Origin of the sequence: Acinetobacter soli (genome assembly GCF_018139125.1) — a bacterium.
Classification (GTDB): Bacteria; Pseudomonadota; Gammaproteobacteria; order Pseudomonadales; family Moraxellaceae; genus Acinetobacter; species Acinetobacter soli.
On the sequence record NZ_CP073241.1, the window covers coordinates 3,061,133 to 3,081,777 of the forward strand.

The window sequence follows — 20,645 nt, forward strand, 5'->3', positions numbered from 1 at the left end:
AATTACAAGTGTTATGATAACGACTTTTTTCGTCTTACGATGCAATATTTTGTGATCGAGTTAACAATTCAGATATATTTGCTTTATATAAGATTATTTGATCATTCAATGTTTCAATAGGATTTTGCACATAAAAAAGAGATGTTGTTTCTCGATCTAGCCATCGAGTGAATCTTTAGGAGTATGCACAATCATTATCAACATTTTTTGGCCAATGGAATAAAAATTAATATAAGCGGATACGCAATCAGCCAAGACAGCATCAAAAAGACCGCATTTGCGGTCATTAAAATGGGGAACAGATCAGCGAACAGTTAATCTTGTTCGAGATACGGATTGGCCAAGCCGAGTTTAGCCAAAATTTCAATTTCAAGTGCCTCCATTTCCTCGGCATCTTCTTCACTTATTTCATGATCATAGCCGAGTAAATGCAAGGTGCCATGTACCAGCATATGCATAAAATGATCATAGGCCGCTTTTTTTTGATCAATGGCTTCTTGCAAAACCACTGGAATACAGATCACCAGATCACCCAGTGGACGCGCATCGAGTAACGGTAAAATGTCCTCTGGAAAGTCACTTGGAAAAGACAGCACATTAGTGGATTTATCTTTACCGCGATACTCGAGGTTGAGGCGATGACTTTCCTCATGATCGACACAGGCAATCCCAATTTCACAATCCGACTGCACATCGACATGACGCAATGTCATTTCGATGGCTTTTTTAAGCGGAGCTCGTTTCAAAATTAAATCGGGCGATTGCACATCGTCTTGCAAACTAAGATTGAGTTTCAAAATATTACCTTCATAAAAATAGGGGAAAGCATGGCAATCCCCTGATTTAAGTGTGTTGTTAAAATCGTTACAAGAGCTATAACTTAAGCTTCCTGATGCTGGGCATCCGCAGCGGCATCATGTTCACTCATTAAGGCTTCCTGTCGCGCTTTACGTTCAGCGCGTGCTTCAGAACTTAAGCGATTTTGTTCAGAATCCCAGCCTTCATAGGCCTCAACAATCTTCTGAACCAATTGATGACGGACCACGTCACGCGAGTGAAAACGCGTAATGTGAATTTCTTTAACCGGCTCCAGCACGCGTAAAGCGTGTGCCAGACCCGACTGCTGACCGCGAGGCAAATCCACCTGAGTGATGTCGCCAGTGATGACCGCGCGTGAACCAAACCCTAAGCGGGTCAGGAACATTTTCATCTGTTCTGGTGTGGTATTCTGGGCTTCGTCCAGAATAACAAAGGAATGATTCAGTGTACGACCGCGCATATACGCCAGTGGTGCCACCTCAATGACTTGACGTTCGATCAGCTTGGCCACTTTTTCAAAACCGAGCATTTCGTAAAGCGCATCATACAAGGGACGTAAGTACGGATCGATTTTCTGTGCCAGATCACCCGGCAAGAAACCCAGTTTTTCACCTGCTTCAACTGCAGGTCGAACCAGTAGAATGCGCTGAATTTCATTGCGTTCTAGCATATCGACGGCCGCAGCTACCGCAAGATAGGTTTTACCTGTTCCCGCAGGTCCGATCCCAAACGAAATATCGCTTTGTAAAATACGCTGCACATAACGTTTTTGATTGGTTCCGCGTGGATTGATACGACCTTTTGGGGTCTGTAACCAGACATTATCAAGACCTGTATGTTCCTGATTTGCATCATCCATCAGTTCTCGATCTGTCTGGCTGCCTTGAATCATAAGGTGCAAAATATCGGCACTGATCTGATCGGAAATTTCAGATTCGTCGTAAAGACGCTGGAGCAGGGACTCAGCTCGCTCGACTGCATCAATGTCACCATCGATGTAGAACGCGTCACCACGATGAGTAATTTGTACATCTAAACGCTGTTCAATCTGCTTCAAATGACCGTTGTATGCACCAAGCATGCTTTTTAAACGGGTCATTGAAACGCCGGGAAAATTAACGGTACGTCGAATCGCTGCAGTCAAAGAATTATCCTTTTTGTAGCCTTTGTTCTAGTACCCTTACATTACGCCACGTCAGGCTCAAGATTCAAGAGCTCACCGTAAACTAAATTTAAAGTTTTAATTTCGGTAATCTCGATTTCTGCAAAACGCCCCACCCATGCTGCATCACCAATAAAAGTGACCATACGGGTATTGTCCGCTGTGCCGAGTAAAAGATTCGGATCTTTATCAGATACTTTCTCAATTAAAACCCGCTGTATCGTGCCTTTCATAGCATCGGTCTTACGGATACTCGATTGTTTGATCCAGTGTTGCACCTTGGCCAATCGCTCTTTTTTCACATCTTCAGAGGTCGTATCTTCAAGCTCGGCAGCCGGTGTTCCCGGGCGTTTTGAGTAAACAAAACTATACGAATGATCAAAATCCAAGTCTTTGATAAACTGATAAGTTTCTTCGAAGTGCTCATCGGTTTCACCCGGAAAGCCAATGATAAAATCACTAGAGAGATGCATATCGGGGCGAACAGCACGTAGCTTGGCAATTTTCTCGATATACACATCAATGGTGTGGTTGCGTTTCATGGCTTGTAAAACTGCATTTGAACCACTTTGAACAGGTAAATGCAGGTGCGAGACCATTTGCGGTAAATCACGGTAGCACTGGATAAGATCTTCTGAAAACTCAAGTGGATGCGATGTGGTATAGCGCAAGCGACCTATGCCCGGGATTTCTGAAACGAGTCGTAACAATTCAGGGAAGGTGCAGATCCCGCCGTCGAATGTTTCGCCGCGATAACCGTTTACATTTTGACCAAGGAGCGAGATTTCACGCACGCCTTTTTCGGCCAGACCCGCAATTTCAGCCAGAACGTCGTCGAGTGGGCGCGACACTTCTTCGCCACGCGTATACGGCACTACACAAAACGAACAGTATTTTGAGCAGCCTTCCATAATCGAAACAAATGCTTTAAAGCCCTCAACTCGCGGTTCAGGCAAAAAGTCGAATTTCTCGATATCTGGAAAGGAAATATCCACCAGCTTGATTTTGTCTTTTTTAGGTTTTTCAATCTGATCTTGATACTGATCTAACATCTGTGGCAAACGATGCAAGGTTTGTGGACCAAAGACCATATCGACATATGGCGCGCGTTTTTGAATATTGTCGCCTTCTTGAGAGGCTACGCAGCCACCCACGCCAATAATCAGCTCTGGATTTTTATCTTTTAGCTTGCGCCAGCGCCCCAATTCACTAAATACTTTTTCCTGCGCTTTTTCACGAATCGAACAGGTGTTCATTAGCAAAATGTCGGCTTCTTTGGGATCTTGCGTCAACACATAACCGTGAGAGTCGCCGAGAAGATCTGCCATACGGTGACTGTCATACTCATTCATCTGACACCCTTGAGTTTCAATATACAGTTTTTTAATTGAAACATCAGGGGTGTGCGTTGGCTGGGTAACAGTGTTTTCTGAGGCAGCTTTGGCACCATTTGGAATGAAGGTTTGAACCGTCATGTAGGCTCCTAAAACAAACGGGATAACGCACGTATTTTAACTACGCACTTTGAAAGGCCGCAATTGTAGCAGTAATTGCACAAAAGATAGCAAATTAAATCGGGCACAATACGTATTGATTTTCCAGTTAAAATATAATCATGATTAATTTTGGTGAATCAGAAGGTTACATAACACAACAGTAGGATGCATGAAGAATAATTACACTAGCACTGCATACCGAATGTTGGGGTTTGAAAAAAAGCATCTATGGCATGGAATAAAAACAGCAAATCATTACTTGCAACGCTTCTAAATCGCCGGCTGATTCGCTTGAGTATGCTCGGAAGTTTGGCTACGTTGTCAGGCTCTACCGTTTTTGCTGCCGAAGAACAGTTTAACGATGCGCTCCGTGCCGCCAGTGCTGGCGACACCGTACTGTTAGAGCAGTATCAGCTGTCCATGCAAAATGATGTTTTGGGTTACTACCCCGAGTACTGGAAACTCAATACCAATCTGGTGTTACAACCACCCGCGAATATTGTTGCTTTTGCCCAGCGCTATCCACAGTCTGCCATGGCAGAAAAGCTTTCTGCAGATTATGTCGAAGAAAAAGTCAAACTTGGCGACTATGTTAGTCCGCAAAGTGTGGTGCCGTATGTGACCAATCCCGATCGTGCAGAAAGCTGTGCGCTGGCACAAGTACGTGCCAAAGCGGGCGATGATCTGGTTTTTGCCGAATACAAAGATGTTTGGCTCACGACAAATACCCAGCCAGATTTATGTAACGGTTTGGGGCGTATGATGCTTTCAAGTCCACTGATGACCACTCAGGATAAAAAACAGCGTTTGTGGGGGCAGTTGCGTGCGGGTCAGTCCGGGTTGGCGCTCAGTACTGCACAGACCATTGGCGTGAATTTATCTTTAGCGCAGCTCAATCAGATTCAGGCGGCACCACAGAACTATTTATGGTCGGCACCTAAAAACAACGATGCCGATTATGCTTATCTCATTTATGCAACAGGCCGTTTGGCAGATACTGACCTAAACGGTGCGCTGGCTTCGGTTCGACGCAACGCCGAAGGCACGCCAGCAGACGTTCAGAAATATCTTTATCGCACTGTCGCCTATATTGGCGGCACCACGGTGATGAAAAATAACTTTAACCGCGATGTATTGACCTTGTTTGACATGAGTTACGGTTACCCGTTTAGCCCAGAAGAAGCCGAAATTTACGCACGACAGGCAATTCGTTTTGGGGCATGGGAAAGTGTGATTCGCGCGATTGATAGTATGTCGGTGGCGCAAAAGCAAGAAGATCGCTGGCAATACTGGCTTGCACGCGCCTCTGAGCAGCGCAATGATTCAAATGCCAAGGCAACAGCCCAGCAAATCTATCGTAAGCTGGCGCAATCTGGCGATGACTATCACAATTTGCTTGCCAAAGACCGTTTGGGTGAGCGCTACAGTAATATTCCGCCGTATGCGCAAGCCACCGCCAGCGACCTCGATCGTTTACGCCGAGATATTCATTTTAATCGTGCATTTACACTGCGCCGTATCAATGCACCAGACAATTATGTCAATCGTGAGTGGAACTGGGCTGTTCGTCAGGCTTATTTGCGTAACGACGATGGTTTATTGCTTGCAGCTGCACAGCGTGCCCAAGAAATGGGCTGGTATGATCGTGCGATTTATGCCGCAGACCGTACAGTAAGCAAGCACAATTATGGTTATCGTTATATTATGCCGCATCAGGTGACGGTGGTGAACCATAGCCAAAATGCAGGTATTGATCCGGCGTGGGCATACGGTTTAATGCGTCAGGAAAGCCGCTTTGTGACTTCTGCGCGTTCTCATGTTGGTGCAGGAGGCTTGATGCAGATCATGCCTGATACCGCCAAACTGGTTGCGCGTCAGATGGGAGAAACCTACAATCCGGCGGCCTTAACCGATATGAATACCAATATTCGATATGGTACCTTTTACTTGTCCATGATTCAGAATCAGCTGAGTGGCAATGCCGTTTTAGCGACGGCAGGCTATAATGCAGGCCCGAATCGGGCACGACGTTGGCAACCGGATACCCAAACGATTGCAGCAGATCAATACACAGAAAGTATTCCGTTAACCGAAACACGTGACTATGTAAAACATGTGATGACCAATGCATCGCACTATGGTGTTCTGTTGGGGCAAGGTGCGCAATCTTTGCAACAGCGAATGCGTGCTATTCCAGTACGAAGTACACCTTAATCGGGTTTTCCTTGAAATAACGTTAAGTTTTGATTCGATGAAAAAAACAAGTTTTGTATCCAAATATTTGGCAGGGTTGATAGGCGCATGTTTATGGGTCTATGTACTTATCGTCACACCACAGGTCCACGCCGATTCTGGTCGATTACAAGGCTATGTCATGCAAATTGAAATGACACCCGCAGTCTGCTCAATAGATGCATCCAAACGCAAACAGCGCAAGTGTCTCGAAGGTTATTCTCTTACAGTGATGGGCCTGATTCCAGAAACAGGCAATATTACCGAATGTAAAACCAATTCATCGGCCATGCTCTCTCCGATACAAACCAGTGTAGTGGCCCGTTTGATGCCAGACGAGAGTGCTCGTACGCAACTCTGGCGAGGAGTTGGCGGATGTGTGCCTATGAATGCCAGCCAATATTTCCGAACGATTGTTAACTTTGCAGATCGTTTGAAAATCCCATCTGAGCTGACAGGCCCCACCACTAAAGATGTGCAGAAAAATACCATTCGACAGCAGTTTTTAAGACTTAATCCATCGCTCCCCGCCAGTGGCATCAAATTTACCTGCCAAAGCTCGCGCTCTAAACCCATTCTGACCGAGGTTCAGGTGTGTTATCAGGTCAGCGGTGCTTACACGCAGTGTGCCAGTCATGTGGTGTCGAGTTGCCCAGAAGAATTTACCATTAAAGGTAGTTATTAGACCTTGGTCCAAAGCCTTGTTATTTTATTCATATTTCCTATCATACTTTTGTTGAAATCCATTCTCTTTTACATGCAACTGTTGTGGGTTTGGAGTACAATCTTTGCCGTTTATGATTATTAGATTAAATGGACGAACTGTTTAATCATCTTAACGATCCTCAATTGGAGATAATTACATGAAGCAACCCGTTCGCGTTGCCGTTACTGGCGCTGCAGGTCAAATTGGTTACAGCTTATTATTCCGCATCGCAAGCGGCGAAATGTTAGGGAAAGACCAACCAGTTATTTTGCAATTGCTTGAAATTCCAGTTGAGAAAGCTCAACAAGCGCTAAAAGGCGTAATGATGGAACTTGACGACTGTGCATTCCCATTATTGGCGGGTATGATCGGTACAGATGATCCAAAAGTTGCATTTAAAGATGCAGACTATGCATTGTTAGTGGGTTCACGTCCACGTGGTCCAGGTATGGAGCGTGCTGACCTTCTTAAAGTGAATGGTGAGATTTTCATCGGTCAAGGTCAAGCGCTGAATGAAGTTGCTAGCCGTGACGTAAAGGTATTGGTTGTAGGTAACCCTGCGAACACCAATGCGTACATCGCAATGAAATCTGCTCCAGATCTTCCAGCGAAAAACTTCACTGCCATGCTACGTCTTGACCACAACCGTGCCTTGACCCAGCTTGCGCAAAAAGCGGGCGTTGCTGTATCTGACATCGAAAACATGACAGTATGGGGCAACCACTCACCAACCATGTATGCAGACTATCGTTTTGCAACTGCAAATGGTGAAAGCCTAAAAGACAAGATCAACGATGCGGCTTGGAACAAAGACGTGTTCCTTCCAACAGTAGGTAAACGTGGTGCTGCGATCATCGAAGCACGTGGTTTATCATCTGCTGCATCTGCTGCAAACGCAGCGATCGATCACATGCGTGATTGGGCGTTGGGTACAAACGGCAAATGGGTGACGATGGGTATTCCATCTGACGGTTCATACGGTATTCCAGAAGGCGTAATGTTTGGTTTCCCTGTGACGTGTGAAAATGGCGAATACAAAATTGTTCAAGGTCTTGAAATCGACGAGTTCAGCCGTGAACGCATCAACTTCACGTTGAATGAACTTGAAGAAGAGCGTGCTGCAATTGCAGACATGGTGAAATAATTCACCCTCGCATAAAAAAAGCACTTCTTATGAAGTGCTTTTTTTATGCTCATACAAACACTCACAAGAACACACATCGCTCAAACGGAAAACTCAAATCGTATTGTTTATATTGAATATATAACAATATGATTTAAAAGAGGATGTCAGCATGTTTGAGTCACAACCTACATTAGAACTACTGTTTGAACAATTGGGCTTGGAAGCAACCCCGGAGGCTATCGAGCAATTTATTCAAACTCACCAGATTGCTGCTGAAACTAAACTTCATGAGGCCGAATTCTGGTCGGCTGGACAACGCCAGTTTCTAGAGAGTCACTGGGAAAAAGATGATGAATGGGCCATTGTGGTCGATGAGCTCAATCAACAATTGCATGTTGAGGCGCATTCATCTTAAGTTATAGTCTTAGCTCGAAGCTGGAAATTGATTAGTGGGTTTTTGAATGTATCAAAGCTTTGAACCAATCAAGCGAACGTACTGAATTAAATGCGCTGTGCTGTTGCAGCAATTCAAGATCCAGCTGTTCACTCTTTATGTATTTGTCGAGCCAGTGGCGTGTGAAGGCCAGCTCGTTTTTGACTATAGACGCATAAGCCAAAAAGAAATACACGTCACCATGATTTAAATGTGCGAGCGGCTTTAAAATTTGCTGGGTAATGAGCGCAAATTTGTTGTCTTGGCTTAATTCAAAATAAACCATATAGGCTTTTGCCAGTTGCAATGACAGGTCGATATACATCGACATCGGCATTTCCTCAAACTCCACGCGTGACTGCTCTAAAATGGCAATCGCTTCGTGTAAAAAATGCAGTCGCTCTTGGCGATTATGACTTAAAGTGACCAGTTGTAGTCGCAGATCACCTCGCTCCAATGCAAGCTCAGGAGAGTTGCCGTCAAGATAACGCTGATCCGTTTCTCCAATTCGTTCTACAATCATTTTGCTTGTATCAGACATATATTGATCCTCGAGATTCTTATGACATTAATGAGGGTAGATTTATCGTTTAAAAGACCCAAGGTAATATTGGTGATCGATATGACTTCAGTTTGACCAAGCGCTACTTGCACTTCGCAGCCAAGCGGTAATGGATAGTCGCTGCTGATGAGACATTAACACCTCATGCAACAAGTCACTTTGAAAGATTACTAAGCGATTAGGTCGTGGCTGAATGATATGCCACTCGCCATTTTTATCTTCAAGACGAAGTTGTCCACCCCAACTGTCTTGCCATGTTTGATGTAAATAATAGACGCTTGAAATCACGCGATGATTTTTTTGCTGCGGGTTATCTCGGTGCAGCGCATAAAATTCACCAGCATTGTAGCGTGCGTAGTGCGCTTCAATATTTTGTATCCCAGTATAAAAAGCGCGATTAATCTCTTGTCCTAAAGCGTGTAATACATCGATGTGTTTTTGTGCGATAGGAAGTTGGTCATCAATCCATAAAATATGATCACTACGAATCTGGCTCACCACGCCATTTTGAATCTGTGCTTCACGAAACGCATTCAAATGCTGGGTGCATTCGTTGGTTAGTTCTTGCATCAAGCTCGATGGATGCAACTGATCGATCAGGCTAAAGCCTTTAAAATTAAGATCATCGAGCACACGATTCAGGTCAAATTCACAATTTGAATACTCGGGTTGCATACATTCTCAAAACTAAAAATCAATACTCTGAAGTATTCTAAAACATCCGATCGACACGTAAGTAAGTTTTTTCATGCTAATATAGCCGCTGATTTGAGGAATTATTTGAAAGATGAATTATCGTCACCATTTTCATGCGGGCAACTTTGCGGATGTAATGAAGCATGTGCTCCTGCTACAACTTTTGACAAAATTAAATGCCAAAGATAAGCCATATCGATACATCGATACGCATGGTGGGGCGGGAAAATACGACTTGTCACTTGCACCTGCGCAGAAGTCGGGTGAGTTTCTAACCGGTATTCATCGTCTGGTTCAATTGGGCGATATGGAAAAGCGTCAAGCACCTGAAGGCGTTCAGCAGTATCTAAAACTCGTTGAAGCACTTCGCGCTGAAGAAGGGCGGGGAACATATCCGGGTTCGCCTTGGTTTGCACTTCAAGGTATGCGCGAGACTGATAAAGCCACTGTATTTGAAATGCAGCGTGATGTTTTTCAGCAGTTACGCGACAACATTCGTGACAAGCGTGCTGGCTTACATGAGCGCGACGCTTACGAAGGCTTGCTTGCCGTGATTCCACCCAAAGAAAAACGTGGCTTGGTGATGATCGATCCACCTTACGAGCTAGAGCGTAAAGACTTTCCGCAATTGGTCGAGCTGTTGTGTGAAGCCTACAAAAAATGGCCGACAGGCGTTTTTGCGGTATGGTATCCAATCAAAGACCGCGCCATGATTGATCGTTTTGAAAAGAAAATGATGAAAACCGGCATTCGTCGTCAATTGATTTGCGAAATTTGCGTATGGCCTGACGATACACCAGTCGGTTTAAATGGATGTGGATTATTGGTGATCAACCCACCTTGGCAGTTCTCAGAGCAAGCGGATCAAGCATTACAGTGGTTATTTCCACATTTGCGTATGCAAGAGACAGGTGGACACGCGGCAGTGCGCTGGTTGGTTGGCGAATAATACGCGGCATCTAAGCGAGAGGATTCTTGGGAATACATAACAATGACAAATACACCAAAACTTGAAAATGACTCCAAGTCAGACGAGCATGGATTTGACGGCATCACTTTTGAAGTGGTCGAAGAAGAGCACACCAATGAAGGTCAGAAAGTTAAACGCCGTGGCATTTATCTCTGGCCCAATTTGATTACCACGGCAGCATTGCTGTCGGGGTTTTATTCGATCATTGCAAGTTTTAATGGCGATTTCGTTCACGCAGTGTATGCCATTTTTCTGGCAGCATTGCTCGATGGTCTAGACGGACGAGTGGCGCGTGCGATTGGTGCGCAAAGTGCTTTTGGTGAACAATACGATTCTTTATCCGACTTACTGGCTTTTGGTGTTGCACCAGCAATGCTGATGTACAGTTGGAGTCTGCATGATTTGGGTCGAATCGGGCTGGCCTGTTGTTTTATTTATACAGCATGTGCCGCATTTCGTCTGGCACGCTTCAACGTTCAAATTGGTGTAGTCGATAAACGTTATTTTATTGGTATTGCCAGTCCTCTAGCGGCCATTCTTGTGATTTCATTGGTTTGGGTCAGTCGTGATTATCCGTTTATCTTTGATGTGCGAGATATCGCCGTTCAAATCGGATATGCGGTTTATATGGTGGTTGTAGCCTTGCTCATGATCTCGAATATTAAATATTATTCGTTTAAAGAGATGGATCGTAAACGCGTTCCATTTGCCGTGATGTTGCCAGTGGTGCTAATTTTTGCAGCAATCACGTATAATATTCCTATGGGTATTTTAGTGGTATCACTGGTTTATGCATTATCTGGTTTTGTGACCACTTTATTTGCTCGAAAACAGGCTTCAGTCACCAAGACATAAATTCGAAGTGAGGTTGAGTATGCAGATGTTGATGACACCATTTAATCCATCGATGCAACTGAGTCCTCACTCCCGACAACGGACCTTGGCATATCATCCGCCCAAAGGGCGTTTTAAGTTGATTTATCAGGGTCTGATTTTGCCGGGCTTACCCGCACCGCTACACTACATCAATTTCATGAGCCTGATCGGTCAGGCGAAAATTCCGATTTTATACAATAAAAATATTCTCAAACACAAAGCGCTAGATACCGCATCGGTTTTTGTCAGTTCGAGTCCGCATCTGGCAGGTCAACTCAAATCCTATTCCATTTCAGAACAATGTCATTTTAGATCTGACGCATTTAATTTTGATCAGCAAGACGTTATTCAAGGCTATTTCCCAGATTTTCACTTTAAACGAACCGACTCTGCTTTAAGTGTAGATTTGAAAGTACATACTGTTAATGTACTGTCACACTACACTCCTTTAAAGTGGGGCGTGTTTGAACACTGGTCGCTTTTGTGCTGGTGCCAAGGGCGCGTGATGTTTGAAAATCACTGCTATGAGGTGCAGGGCATGGGGAGTTTTGAATATGCACGCTCTGCGCATTTGCCTTATATGCCCGTTTGTTTCTTTACTCATCATGTTTTGAATTTGACTGATCAGTTACAGGTACTTTTGACTCAAGTACGCAATCAATGGAACCAGATTATTTATTCACGCGCCGATTTACGGAATTTGGATGGCCGTGTAGAAAGCTATAAAGACAATGTGTTTTTTCAGATACAGCGTGTCTATCCAAAAGTAACGACCCCCAATTTTAAAGAAATGTATTTGCCGCGTGAGTTCTTATGGCAGGTATATGTGAAAGACTGTTTGTTATTAGAGGTCAAAGGAAAGAGTCGAGGCGATTTTAAATTCGGTTTGGCAGCAGGTTATGCCGGAAGCTTTCAATTCAATGCGATTTATAACAATCAACATTACAAGGGCGAAGCTGGGTATATCGAATACATCGATATGCGGCCGTTACACTGGCAAGAAAAAGATCAAAGTGCATTATTAGAGCTTAAAAACACTGAAATTCAGCCTTGTATACTAAAAAAAGATTAAAAATAAACCGAAAATCATAATTTCGAACAAAAACTGTTCGCTTGAAAAAAAAGAAAGGCGAAAGGGGTTGTAAAGGAATGGGGATGGTGTAGAATGCACATCCATCGGCGGTGATGCAGATAGAAACTTGTTGAAAAACAGTAACTTGGCTTGAGTGGTTAGGTTGTGGGTTTAAAGATAAAGTTTTAAAAATATCGAAATTACCTGTTGACTTTGAAGAGATTTAGAGTAACATAGCCGACCTAGCTTGATGATGACGAATCATCGAGAAGATCATTAAGAGAATAGAAGAACAACTTGTGTGGATTTTTACTGGTTGATTAATCGATATATATTATCATTGATTGATTGGTTTAAATTACTCGAAGTTTATTTGAGCGAAATTTAAGTCAGGAAATTGATGAGCCAGAATTGGCACCTTGTCTATAAATAAGGTGCAAAATGATTTTAACTGAAGAGTTTGATCATGGCTCAGATTGAACGCTGGCGGCAGGCTTAACACATGCAAGTCGAGCGGAGTGATGGTGCTTGCACTATCACTTAGCGGCGGACGGGTGAGTAATGCTTAGGAATCTGCCTATTAGTGGGGGACAACATCTCGAAAGGGATGCTAATACCGCATACGTCCTACGGGAGAAAGCAGGGGATCACTTGTGACCTTGCGCTAATAGATGAGCCTAAGTCGGATTAGCTAGTTGGTGGGGTAAAGGCCTACCAAGGCGACGATCTGTAGCGGGTCTGAGAGGATGATCCGCCACACTGGGACTGAGACACGGCCCAGACTCCTACGGGAGGCAGCAGTGGGGAATATTGGACAATGGGGGGAACCCTGATCCAGCCATGCCGCGTGTGTGAAGAAGGCCTTATGGTTGTAAAGCACTTTAAGCGAGGAGGAGGCTCTTTTGGTTAATACCCAAGATGAGTGGACGTTACTCGCAGAATAAGCACCGGCTAACTCTGTGCCAGCAGCCGCGGTAATACAGAGGGTGCAAGCGTTAATCGGATTTACTGGGCGTAAAGCGCGCGTAGGCGGCCAATTAAGTCAAATGTGAAATCCCCGAGCTTAACTTGGGAATTGCATTCGATACTGGTTGGCTAGAGTGTGGGAGAGGATGGTAGAATTCCAGGTGTAGCGGTGAAATGCGTAGAGATCTGGAGGAATACCGATGGCGAAGGCAGCCATCTGGCCTAACACTGACGCTGAGGTGCGAAAGCATGGGGAGCAAACAGGATTAGATACCCTGGTAGTCCATGCCGTAAACGATGTCTACTAGCCGTTGGGGCCTTTGAGGCTTTAGTGGCGCAGCTAACGCGATAAGTAGACCGCCTGGGGAGTACGGTCGCAAGACTAAAACTCAAATGAATTGACGGGGGCCCGCACAAGCGGTGGAGCATGTGGTTTAATTCGATGCAACGCGAAGAACCTTACCTGGCCTTGACATAGTAGAAACTTTCCAGAGATGGATTGGTGCCTTCGGGAATCTACATACAGGTGCTGCATGGCTGTCGTCAGCTCGTGTCGTGAGATGTTGGGTTAAGTCCCGCAACGAGCGCAACCCTTTCCTTACTTGCCAGCATTTCGGATGGGAACTTTAAGGATACTGCCAGTGACAAACTGGAGGAAGGCGGGGACGACGTCAAGTCATCATGGCCCTTACGGCCAGGGCTACACACGTGCTACAATGGTCGGTACAAAGGGTTGCTACCTAGCGATAGGATGCTAATCTCAAAAAGCCGATCGTAGTCCGGATTGGAGTCTGCAACTCGACTCCATGAAGTCGGAATCGCTAGTAATCGCGGATCAGAATGCCGCGGTGAATACGTTCCCGGGCCTTGTACACACCGCCCGTCACACCATGGGAGTTTGTTGCACCAGAAGTAGCTAGCCTAACTGCAAAGAGGGCGGTTACCACGGTGTGGCCGATGACTGGGGTGAAGTCGTAACAAGGTAGCCGTAGGGGAACCTGCGGCTGGATCACCTCCTTAACGAAAGATTGATTGGCCGGTAAGAATCCACAACAAGTTGTTCTTCTAAGATGTATCTGAGGGTCTGTAGCTCAGTTGGTTAGAGCACACGCTTGATAAGCGTGGGGTCACAAGTTCAAGTCTTGTCAGACCCACCAAGTCTACGGCAGAAAGATACATTAATGATATAAGCTGGGGACTTAGCTTAGTTGGTAGAGCGCCTGCTTTGCACGCAGGAGGTCAGGAGTTCGACTCTCCTAGTCTCCACCACGTACTTTAAAGAGTACGGCTAAGGTGTAGATTATAGAACTTAGTAAAAGAAGGTCTTGAGATCTTATTTTATTAAGTTCTGTGATTTATCACAGTTTAGTGTGATCTGACGAAGACACATTAATTCATTAACAGATTGGAAAATATTGAGTCTGAAATAAATTGTTCAAACTCGATTAAATAAGAAGCTAACAAGCAATTGTTAGGTGACTATTTAATCCGAGAACTAGCAAATTAACTGAATCAAGCGTTTTGGTATATGAATTTAGATTGAAGCTGTACGGTGATTCAATTCACAGTACTTCAAACTGTAATGTTGATAATGCTACTTGTAGGCATTAGCGACTGTTTGGGGTTGTATAGTCAAGTAATTAAGTGCATGTGGTGGATGCCTTGGCAGTCAGAGGCGATGAAAGACGTGATAGCCTGCGAAAAGCTCCGGGGAGGCGGCAAATATCCTTTGATCCGGAGATGTCTGAATGGGGAAACCCACTTATCATAAGATAGGTATTGCATGATGAATACATAGTCATGCAAGGCGAACGAGGGGAAGTGAAACATCTCAGTACCCTTAGGAAAAGAAATCAATTGAGATTCCCTTAGTAGCGGCGAGCGAAAGGGGAACAGCCCATTAAGTTGTGTGTGTTCTAGTGGAACGCTCTGGGAAGTGCGAACGTAGAGGGTGATATTCCCGTACACGAAAGGGCACACGCAATGATGACGAGTAGGGCGAGGCACGTGAAACCTTGTCTGAATATGGGGGGACCATCCTCCAAGGCTAAATACTCCTGACTGACCGATAGTGAACCAGTACCGTGAGGGAAAGGCGAAAAGAACCCCTGTGAGGGGAGTGAAATAGATCCTGAAACCGCATGCATACAAGCAGTGGGAGCCGACATGTTCGGTGACTGCGTACCTTTTGTATAATGGGTCAGCGACTTATATTCAGTAGCAAGGTTAACCGCATAGGGGAGCCGTAGGGAAACCGAGTCTTAATAGGGCGTATAGTTGCTGGGTATAGACCCGAAACCAGGCGATCTATCCATGAGCAGGTTGAAGGTTGGGTAACACTAACTGGAGGACCGAACCCACTGTCGTTGAAAAGCCAGGGGATGACTTGTGGATAGGGGTGAAAGGCTAATCAAGCCTGGTGATAGCTGGTTCTCCCCGAAAGCTATTTAGGTAGCGCCTCGGACGAATACCATAGGGGGTAGAGCACTGTTTCGGCTAGGGGGTCATCCCGACTTACCAAACCGATGCAAACTCCGAATACCTATGAGTACTATCCGGGAGACAGACTGCGGGTGCTAACGTCCGTAGTCAAGAGGAAAACAATCCAGACCGCCAGCTAAGGCCCCAAAATCATAGTTAAGTGGGAAACGATGTGGGAAGGCATAGACAGCTAGGAGGTTGGCTTAGAAGCAGCCACCCTTTAAAGAAAGCGTAATAGCTCACTAGTCGAGTCGGCCTGCGCGGAAGATGTAACGGGGCTAAAACTATGTGCCGAAGCTGCGGATGTAACTTTAAGTTACGTGGTAGGGGAGCGTTCTGTAAGCCGATGAAGGTGGATTGAGAAGTCTGCTGGAGGTATCAGAAGTGCGAATGCTGACGTGAGTAACGACAAAACGGGTGAAAAACCCGTTCGCCGAAAGACCAAGGGTTCCAGTCCAACGTTAATCGGGGCTGGGTGAGTCGACCCCTAAGGCGAGGCCGAAAGGCGTAGTCGATGGGAAATTGGTTAATATTCCAATACTTCTGTGTAATGCGATGAGAGGACGGAGAAGGTTAGGTCAGCCTGGCGTTGGTTGTCCAGGTGGAAGACAGTAGGCATGCATCTTAGGCAAATCCGGGGTGCTCTATGCTGAGAGTCGATAGCAAGCTAGTTTACTAGCGAAGTGGCTGATACCATACTTCCAAGAAAAGTCTCTAAGCTTCAGTTACACAGGAATCGTACCCGAAACCGACACAGGTGGTCAGGTCGAGTAGACCAAGGCGCTTGAGAGAACTCTGCTGAAGGAACTAGGCAAAATGGTACCGTAACTTCGGGAGAAGGTACGCTGTTGATGGTGATGGGACTTGCTCCCTGAGCGATTGACAGCCGCAGAAACCAGGCCGCTGCAACTGTTTATTAAAAACATAGCACTCTGCAAACACGAAAGTGGACGTATAGGGTGTGATGCCTGCCCGGTGCTGGAAGGTTAATTGATGGGGTTAGCGTAAGCGAAGCTCTTGATCGAAGCCCCAGTAAACGGCGGCCGTAACTATAACGGTCCTAAGGTAGCGAAATTCCTTGTCGGGTAAGTTCCGACCTGCACGAATGGCATAATGATGGCGGCGCTGTCTCCAGCAGAGGCTCAGTGAAATCGAAATCGCTGTGAAGATGCAGTGTACCCGCGGCTAGACGGAAAGACCCCGTGAACCTTTACTGCAGCTTGACATTGAACTTTGACCTTACTTGTGTAGGATAGGTGGGAGGCTTTGAAGATGGGACGCCAGTTCCATTGGAGCCATCCTTGAAATACCACCCTGGTAATGTTGAGGTTCTAACTCTGCCCCGTAATCCGGGGCGAGGACCATGTCTGGTGGGTAGTTTGACTGGGGCGGTCTCCTCCTAAAGAGTAACGGAGGAGTACGAAGGTGCGCTCAGCGTGGTCGGAAATCACGCGTAGAGTATAAAGGCAAAAGCGCGCTTAACTGCGAGACCCACAAGTCGAGCAGGTACGAAAGTAGGTCTTAGTGATCCGGTGGTTCTGTATGGAAGGGCCATCGCTCAACGGATAAAAGGTACTCTGGGGATAACAGGCTGATACCGCCCAAGAGTTCATATCGACGGCGGTGTTTGGCACCTCGATGTCGGCTCATCTCATCCTGGGGCTGAAGCAGGTCCCAAGGGTATGGCTGTTCGCCATTTAAAGAGGTACGCGAGCTGGGTTTAGAACGTCGTGAGACAGTTCGGTCCCTATCTACCGTGGGCGCTGGAAATTTGAGAGGATCTGCTCCTAGTACGAGAGGACCAGAGTGGACGAACCTCTGGTGTACCGGTTGTGACGCCAGTCGCATCGCCGGGTAGCTATGTTCGGAAGGGATAACCGCTGAAAGCATCTAAGCGGGAAGCCTACCTCAAGATAAGATTTCCCTAGGAATTTATTCCTCTAAAGAGCCGTTCAAGACTAGGACGTTGATAGGTTGGATGTGGAAGCATAGTGATATGTGAAGCTGACCAATACTAATTGCTCGTGAGGCTTGACTATACAACACCCAAACAGTTGTTGTATCAAGATAAATTCGATACGAATACTTGATTTAGTGAAAGCTAGAACATAAAATACCGACTCAATATTCCAATCCGTTAAACTCATTTGGTACAAAGTACGGCACACGCTGTGAGATACAATCCACAGTCTAAGTAAGACCCGAAAATGTCCATAAACAGTTTGCTGGCGACAATAGCAAGAGTGAACCACCTGATCCCTTCCCGAACTCAGAAGTGAAACCTCTTCGCGCTGATGGTAGTGTGGCGTTAGCCATGTGAGAGTAAGTCATCGCCAGCTTTTAAATACGAAAGCCCCCTTAACATACGTTAAGGGGGCTTTTTTATGACTAAATGAAAGGGAAAGAAAAAAGAATAGAAATAGAAAAATAAAACAAGAAATCAATCAATTCCACATTCAATAAGACATAAAAAAAGGGCAGATGCCCTTTTTTTAATACTTAAATTACTGAGCATTCCACTGTTGAATAAAAGACATCGTTAATTTCGCTGCGTTTCGCTGTGCGATGCCTGAACCAAAGAAAGCTGCAACGTTTGGATCATGGTCTGCACCTGCGAGGTCAGACAAGCTACGAAATGCAATAAATGGAATATTATTTGAATAAGCCACTTGTGCCACAGCTGCTGTTTCCATATCTACACAATCGCCAAGCAAGTTTTTATGTAGATAATCACGATATGCTGCATTGGCTAAGAATGCACCACCAGAGATGCCACGCTGTCCAACCACAATCTTTGGATGATAACAGTCTACGCCTGAACAAATGGCTTCTAACTGTTTTTCAGTGCTTTTTTGCACGCGATCGACGATTGCAAGCATTTTATGATCTACAGGGAAATCGACACGCATTTCGCCATATGCCATTGGCACATCGGTGTCACCAAATCGACTTGTAAGCGCAACATTTTTGTAGTTATTGGCATTCATCACGTTGGTTTCACGTAAAAACTGATTATTCCAAGCCGGAACATTGTCGGCCAGTTTAATCCCTAAACATGAAATATCACCGGGTTGACCACATGCCGAGGGTAACTCTTTCGTATTGTTATAATACACTTCATTTGGTGCTAACCAGCTTTTGGCAATGACTACATCACCAACGTGAAGGTTTGGATTTAGACTGCCTGCGATACCGCTAAACACAATCCCTTTTAAATTAAAATGATCACTGATCATTTGAGTGGTCATAGCGGCATTGGTCATGCTGATACCACTTAAGGTAATCACAACAGGTGCATTCTCTAATGTACCGGTGACAAACTTTCTACCATTAATGAGATATTCTTTTTTGTCTTTAGTTGATTCAATCAGTAGATCAGCTTCTTGACCAAATGCTGCAATAATAGCAAGGCGCGGTGTGCTGTCGGTGAGATGTTGAAGCGTTGTTGTCATGGATTGGACCTTCATCGATGGAGTTGTTGTGGTACATCCAACGAGACCTACTGTTAGGCCAATCGCACCAAAAATTACCGCTAATTTTGAAAACTGCATAGTAAATAAACTCTTTCTTGAAGTTAAACTTAATACTGAGATTATAAATAATTAAGCAATAACTGTTCCAAAATATGTCATAAAATTTGCTGCGATTTTAGCGTATTAAGTTTGGTCAAGTTGACGTCGTGCTGCTTTTAGGGCAGTACGTAATCCTTCTTCAAGCGTTGGATGATAAAACGGAAATTGTAAAACATCATCTATGGTTGCATCTTGCGCAATTGACCAAGCCAGCATATGTGCCATATGTTCTGCTTGCTCGACACATAATTCCGCACCTAGCAGTACTCTAGACTCAGGATCAACATAAACTTCAACTGCGCCTTGATTTTTACCCAGTACTTTTGCTCGTCCTTGATTGCTGTATGAGGCTTCACCCGTAATAAAAGCTTGCTTTGCTTGAGTCAGTTGTTTGTGAGAACGTCCGGCAATCGCCATTTCTGGTGAACAAAACACCATACTTAAGGGCGTTAATAATTTTACATTTTGAACATCGGGATAATTTAAACAATTCTGAACCAACATTTTGCCTTCAAAGGCTGCTTCATGCTGAACTGGTGTGCTGGTAAAGGCATCACCTGCAATAAAAATTGGAAAATCGCCCAATTGTTTTGTCTTTGAATCTACAGGCAATTTTTTGATATCGCCATACTCTGGCGAGATTTTTTCTAATTTTAATGTATTGAGTAATGAATCCCGTCCGGTTGCATTCAATACATAATCATAATGCTCGGTGACTTGTTGTCCTTCTTGGCGATAACTGATTTTAACCTGATCATGTTCAAGTAAAAGCTGATCGGGAAGCACTTCAAATTTGATATCAAGCTCTTTTGCCAGAATGGTCTGAGCAAGTTGCTGTAGTGAAGGGCTAGAAAGGATACCAACGCGTTGACTACGGGCAAAAATAGTGATTTTGACCCCTAAACGAGATAATGCCTGTGCCATCTCGATCGCGATTGCGCCACTGCCAATAACTGCTACAGAACGAGGAAGCGTGGGAAGTTCAAAAATATCATCTGAGGTAATAAGACGATGTTGCAATTGTGCTTTCCATAAACCGGGCACATTGGGCGTGGAGCCGACAGCTAAAATAAATGCTTTCGCTTGATAGTCTTGCCCATTCACACGTACAGTGGAGGCATCTATGAATTCGGCTTTACCAGAACATTTGTGTTGTTCAGGCCAAGCGTTCACTTCTTTTAATGTAGAAGCAGTAAATGAATCTCGAAGTGTACGTACGTGCTGCATGACTTCTGTACAATCGAGTTGAACGCGACCTTTCAGGCCGACTTGATCGAGCTGTTGAATATCATGACAGCGATTGGCGGAGGCAATCAGCACTTTGCTGGGCATACAGCCCACACGGGCACAGGTGGTGTCCCAAGGTCCGTCATTAATAATCAGTAGATTTTGTGTGTGTTTCACTGCTTGTTTATAAGCGCTAATACCCGCTGTGCCTGCACCAATAATAATAATGTCGTACATTATGCAAAAACC

Annotated in this window: 14 protein-coding genes, 2 tRNA genes and 3 rRNA genes; 12 read left to right on the forward strand and 7 right to left on the reverse strand. The window is 45.0% G+C overall.

Annotation, left to right across the window (positions count from 1 at the left end; genetic code table 11):
• Nucleotides 1-314: 314 nt before the first annotated feature.
• The 3 genes from ybeY to miaB form a co-directional block, all read right to left on the reverse strand.
• Nucleotides 315-797: an rRNA maturation RNase YbeY gene (gene ybeY, locus KCV09_RS14130; protein WP_004934638.1), complete on the reverse strand. Its 483-nt coding sequence runs from the start codon at nucleotides 795-797 to the stop codon at nucleotides 315-317.
• Nucleotides 798-880: 83 nt separating this feature from the next.
• Complete coding sequence (locus KCV09_RS14135; RefSeq protein WP_004934640.1) at nucleotides 881-1,963, reverse strand: PhoH family protein; 1,083 nt, start codon at nucleotides 1,961-1,963, stop codon at nucleotides 881-883.
• A 41-nt stretch (nucleotides 1,964-2,004) separates the two neighbouring features.
• Nucleotides 2,005-3,456: a tRNA (N6-isopentenyl adenosine(37)-C2)-methylthiotransferase MiaB gene (gene miaB / locus KCV09_RS14140; protein WP_004934643.1), complete on the reverse strand. Its 1,452-nt coding sequence runs from the start codon at nucleotides 3,454-3,456 to the stop codon at nucleotides 2,005-2,007.
• 318 nt (nucleotides 3,457-3,774) lie between these two features.
• Between miaB and KCV09_RS14145 the strand changes: the two genes are divergently transcribed.
• The 4 genes from KCV09_RS14145 to KCV09_RS14160 all read left to right on the forward strand — a co-directional run bounded on the left by KCV09_RS14145 (nucleotide 3,775) and on the right by KCV09_RS14160 (nucleotide 7,956).
• Complete coding sequence (locus KCV09_RS14145) at nucleotides 3,775-5,691, forward strand: lytic transglycosylase domain-containing protein (protein ID WP_227264942.1); 1,917 nt, start codon at nucleotides 3,775-3,777, stop codon at nucleotides 5,689-5,691.
• Between the two features lie 37 nt (nucleotides 5,692-5,728).
• Complete coding sequence (locus KCV09_RS14150) at nucleotides 5,729-6,394, forward strand: ribonuclease T2 (RefSeq protein ID WP_004934648.1); 666 nt, start codon at nucleotides 5,729-5,731, stop codon at nucleotides 6,392-6,394.
• 178 nt (nucleotides 6,395-6,572) lie between these two features.
• Nucleotides 6,573-7,559, forward strand: a complete 987-nt coding sequence (locus tag KCV09_RS14155; RefSeq protein ID WP_004934651.1) for a malate dehydrogenase — start codon at nucleotides 6,573-6,575, stop codon at nucleotides 7,557-7,559.
• A gap of 151 nt (nucleotides 7,560-7,710) precedes the next feature.
• Nucleotides 7,711-7,956: a DUF2789 family protein gene (locus KCV09_RS14160; protein WP_004934654.1), complete on the forward strand. Its 246-nt coding sequence runs from the start codon at nucleotides 7,711-7,713 to the stop codon at nucleotides 7,954-7,956.
• A gap of 31 nt (nucleotides 7,957-7,987) precedes the next feature.
• Here the strand turns inward: KCV09_RS14160 and KCV09_RS14165 are convergent, their stop codons facing one another.
• Both KCV09_RS14165 and KCV09_RS14170 read right to left on the reverse strand, forming a co-directional pair.
• Nucleotides 7,988-8,515: a hypothetical protein gene (locus tag KCV09_RS14165; protein ID WP_004934656.1), complete on the reverse strand. Its 528-nt coding sequence runs from the start codon at nucleotides 8,513-8,515 to the stop codon at nucleotides 7,988-7,990.
• Between the two features lie 87 nt (nucleotides 8,516-8,602).
• Nucleotides 8,603-9,211, reverse strand: coding sequence for a 2OG-Fe(II) oxygenase (locus KCV09_RS14170; protein WP_151815448.1), 609 nt, complete (start codon nucleotides 9,209-9,211; stop codon nucleotides 8,603-8,605).
• Nucleotides 9,212-9,323: 112 nt separating this feature from the next.
• Here KCV09_RS14170 and KCV09_RS14175 point away from each other — a divergent pair, with 112 nt between their 5' ends.
• From KCV09_RS14175 to rrf, 8 genes are all read left to right on the forward strand, one after another.
• On the forward strand, nucleotides 9,324-10,181 hold the full coding sequence (locus KCV09_RS14175) for a 23S rRNA (adenine(2030)-N(6))-methyltransferase RlmJ (protein WP_004934667.1): 858 nt from the start codon (nucleotides 9,324-9,326) through the stop codon (nucleotides 10,179-10,181).
• A gap of 42 nt (nucleotides 10,182-10,223) precedes the next feature.
• The gene (gene pssA / locus KCV09_RS14180; RefSeq protein WP_004934670.1) at nucleotides 10,224-11,057 is read left to right on the forward strand and encodes a CDP-diacylglycerol--serine O-phosphatidyltransferase; all 834 of its coding nucleotides are present in this window, start codon (nucleotides 10,224-10,226) and stop codon (nucleotides 11,055-11,057) included.
• A 19-nt stretch (nucleotides 11,058-11,076) separates the two neighbouring features.
• Nucleotides 11,077-12,150 (forward strand): DUF6670 family protein, encoded by a 1,074-nt coding sequence (locus tag KCV09_RS14185; RefSeq protein WP_004945251.1) that lies wholly within the window; start codon nucleotides 11,077-11,079, stop codon nucleotides 12,148-12,150.
• Between the two features lie 448 nt (nucleotides 12,151-12,598).
• Nucleotides 12,599-14,136, forward strand: a 16S ribosomal RNA gene (locus KCV09_RS14190).
• Between the two features lie 60 nt (nucleotides 14,137-14,196).
• A tRNA-Ile gene (locus KCV09_RS14195) sits at nucleotides 14,197-14,273 on the forward strand.
• A 36-nt stretch (nucleotides 14,274-14,309) separates the two neighbouring features.
• Nucleotides 14,310-14,385, forward strand: a tRNA-Ala gene (locus KCV09_RS14200).
• Nucleotides 14,386-14,746: 361 nt separating this feature from the next.
• Nucleotides 14,747-17,636: ribosomal RNA gene (locus tag KCV09_RS14205) — 23S ribosomal RNA — on the forward strand.
• A gap of 185 nt (nucleotides 17,637-17,821) precedes the next feature.
• Nucleotides 17,822-17,936: ribosomal RNA gene (gene rrf, locus KCV09_RS14210) — 5S ribosomal RNA — on the forward strand.
• Together the 16S, 23S and 5S rRNA genes with 2 tRNA genes alongside form the textbook arrangement of a ribosomal RNA operon.
• Before the next feature lie 165 nt (nucleotides 17,937-18,101).
• Here rrf and KCV09_RS14215 read toward each other — a convergent pair.
• Entirely contained in the window at nucleotides 18,102-19,148 is a 1,047-nt protein-coding gene (locus KCV09_RS14215) for a 5'-methylthioadenosine/S-adenosylhomocysteine nucleosidase (RefSeq protein WP_119026234.1), read from the reverse strand.
• 105 nt (nucleotides 19,149-19,253) lie between these two features.
• Nucleotides 19,254-20,633: a dihydrolipoyl dehydrogenase gene (locus KCV09_RS14220; protein ID WP_212515295.1), complete on the reverse strand. Its 1,380-nt coding sequence runs from the start codon at nucleotides 20,631-20,633 to the stop codon at nucleotides 19,254-19,256.
• Nucleotides 20,634-20,645: the final 12 nt, after the last annotated feature.

Coding starts and splice junctions, on each gene's coding strand:
- KCV09_RS14170 (WP_151815448.1), bottom strand. CDS start 9,211: ATGCAACCCGAGTATTCAAATTGTGAATTTGACCTGAATCGTGTGCTC.
- pssA (WP_004934670.1), top strand. CDS start 10,224: ATGACAAATACACCAAAACTTGAAAATGACTCCAAGTCAGACGAGCAT.
- KCV09_RS14150 (WP_004934648.1), top strand. CDS start 5,729: ATGAAAAAAACAAGTTTTGTATCCAAATATTTGGCAGGGTTGATAGGC.
- KCV09_RS14175 (WP_004934667.1), top strand. CDS start 9,324: ATGAATTATCGTCACCATTTTCATGCGGGCAACTTTGCGGATGTAATG.
- KCV09_RS14160 (WP_004934654.1), top strand. CDS start 7,711: ATGTTTGAGTCACAACCTACATTAGAACTACTGTTTGAACAATTGGGC.
- KCV09_RS14185 (WP_004945251.1), top strand. CDS start 11,077: ATGCAGATGTTGATGACACCATTTAATCCATCGATGCAACTGAGTCCT.
- KCV09_RS14155 (WP_004934651.1), top strand. CDS start 6,573: ATGAAGCAACCCGTTCGCGTTGCCGTTACTGGCGCTGCAGGTCAAATT.
- miaB (WP_004934643.1), bottom strand. CDS start 3,456: ATGACGGTTCAAACCTTCATTCCAAATGGTGCCAAAGCTGCCTCAGAA.
- KCV09_RS14165 (WP_004934656.1), bottom strand. CDS start 8,515: ATGTCTGATACAAGCAAAATGATTGTAGAACGAATTGGAGAAACGGAT.
- KCV09_RS14145 (WP_227264942.1), top strand. CDS start 3,775: ATGCTCGGAAGTTTGGCTACGTTGTCAGGCTCTACCGTTTTTGCTGCC.
- KCV09_RS14215 (WP_119026234.1), bottom strand. CDS start 19,148: ATGCAGTTTTCAAAATTAGCGGTAATTTTTGGTGCGATTGGCCTAACA.
- KCV09_RS14220 (WP_212515295.1), bottom strand. CDS start 20,633: ATGTACGACATTATTATTATTGGTGCAGGCACAGCGGGTATTAGCGCT.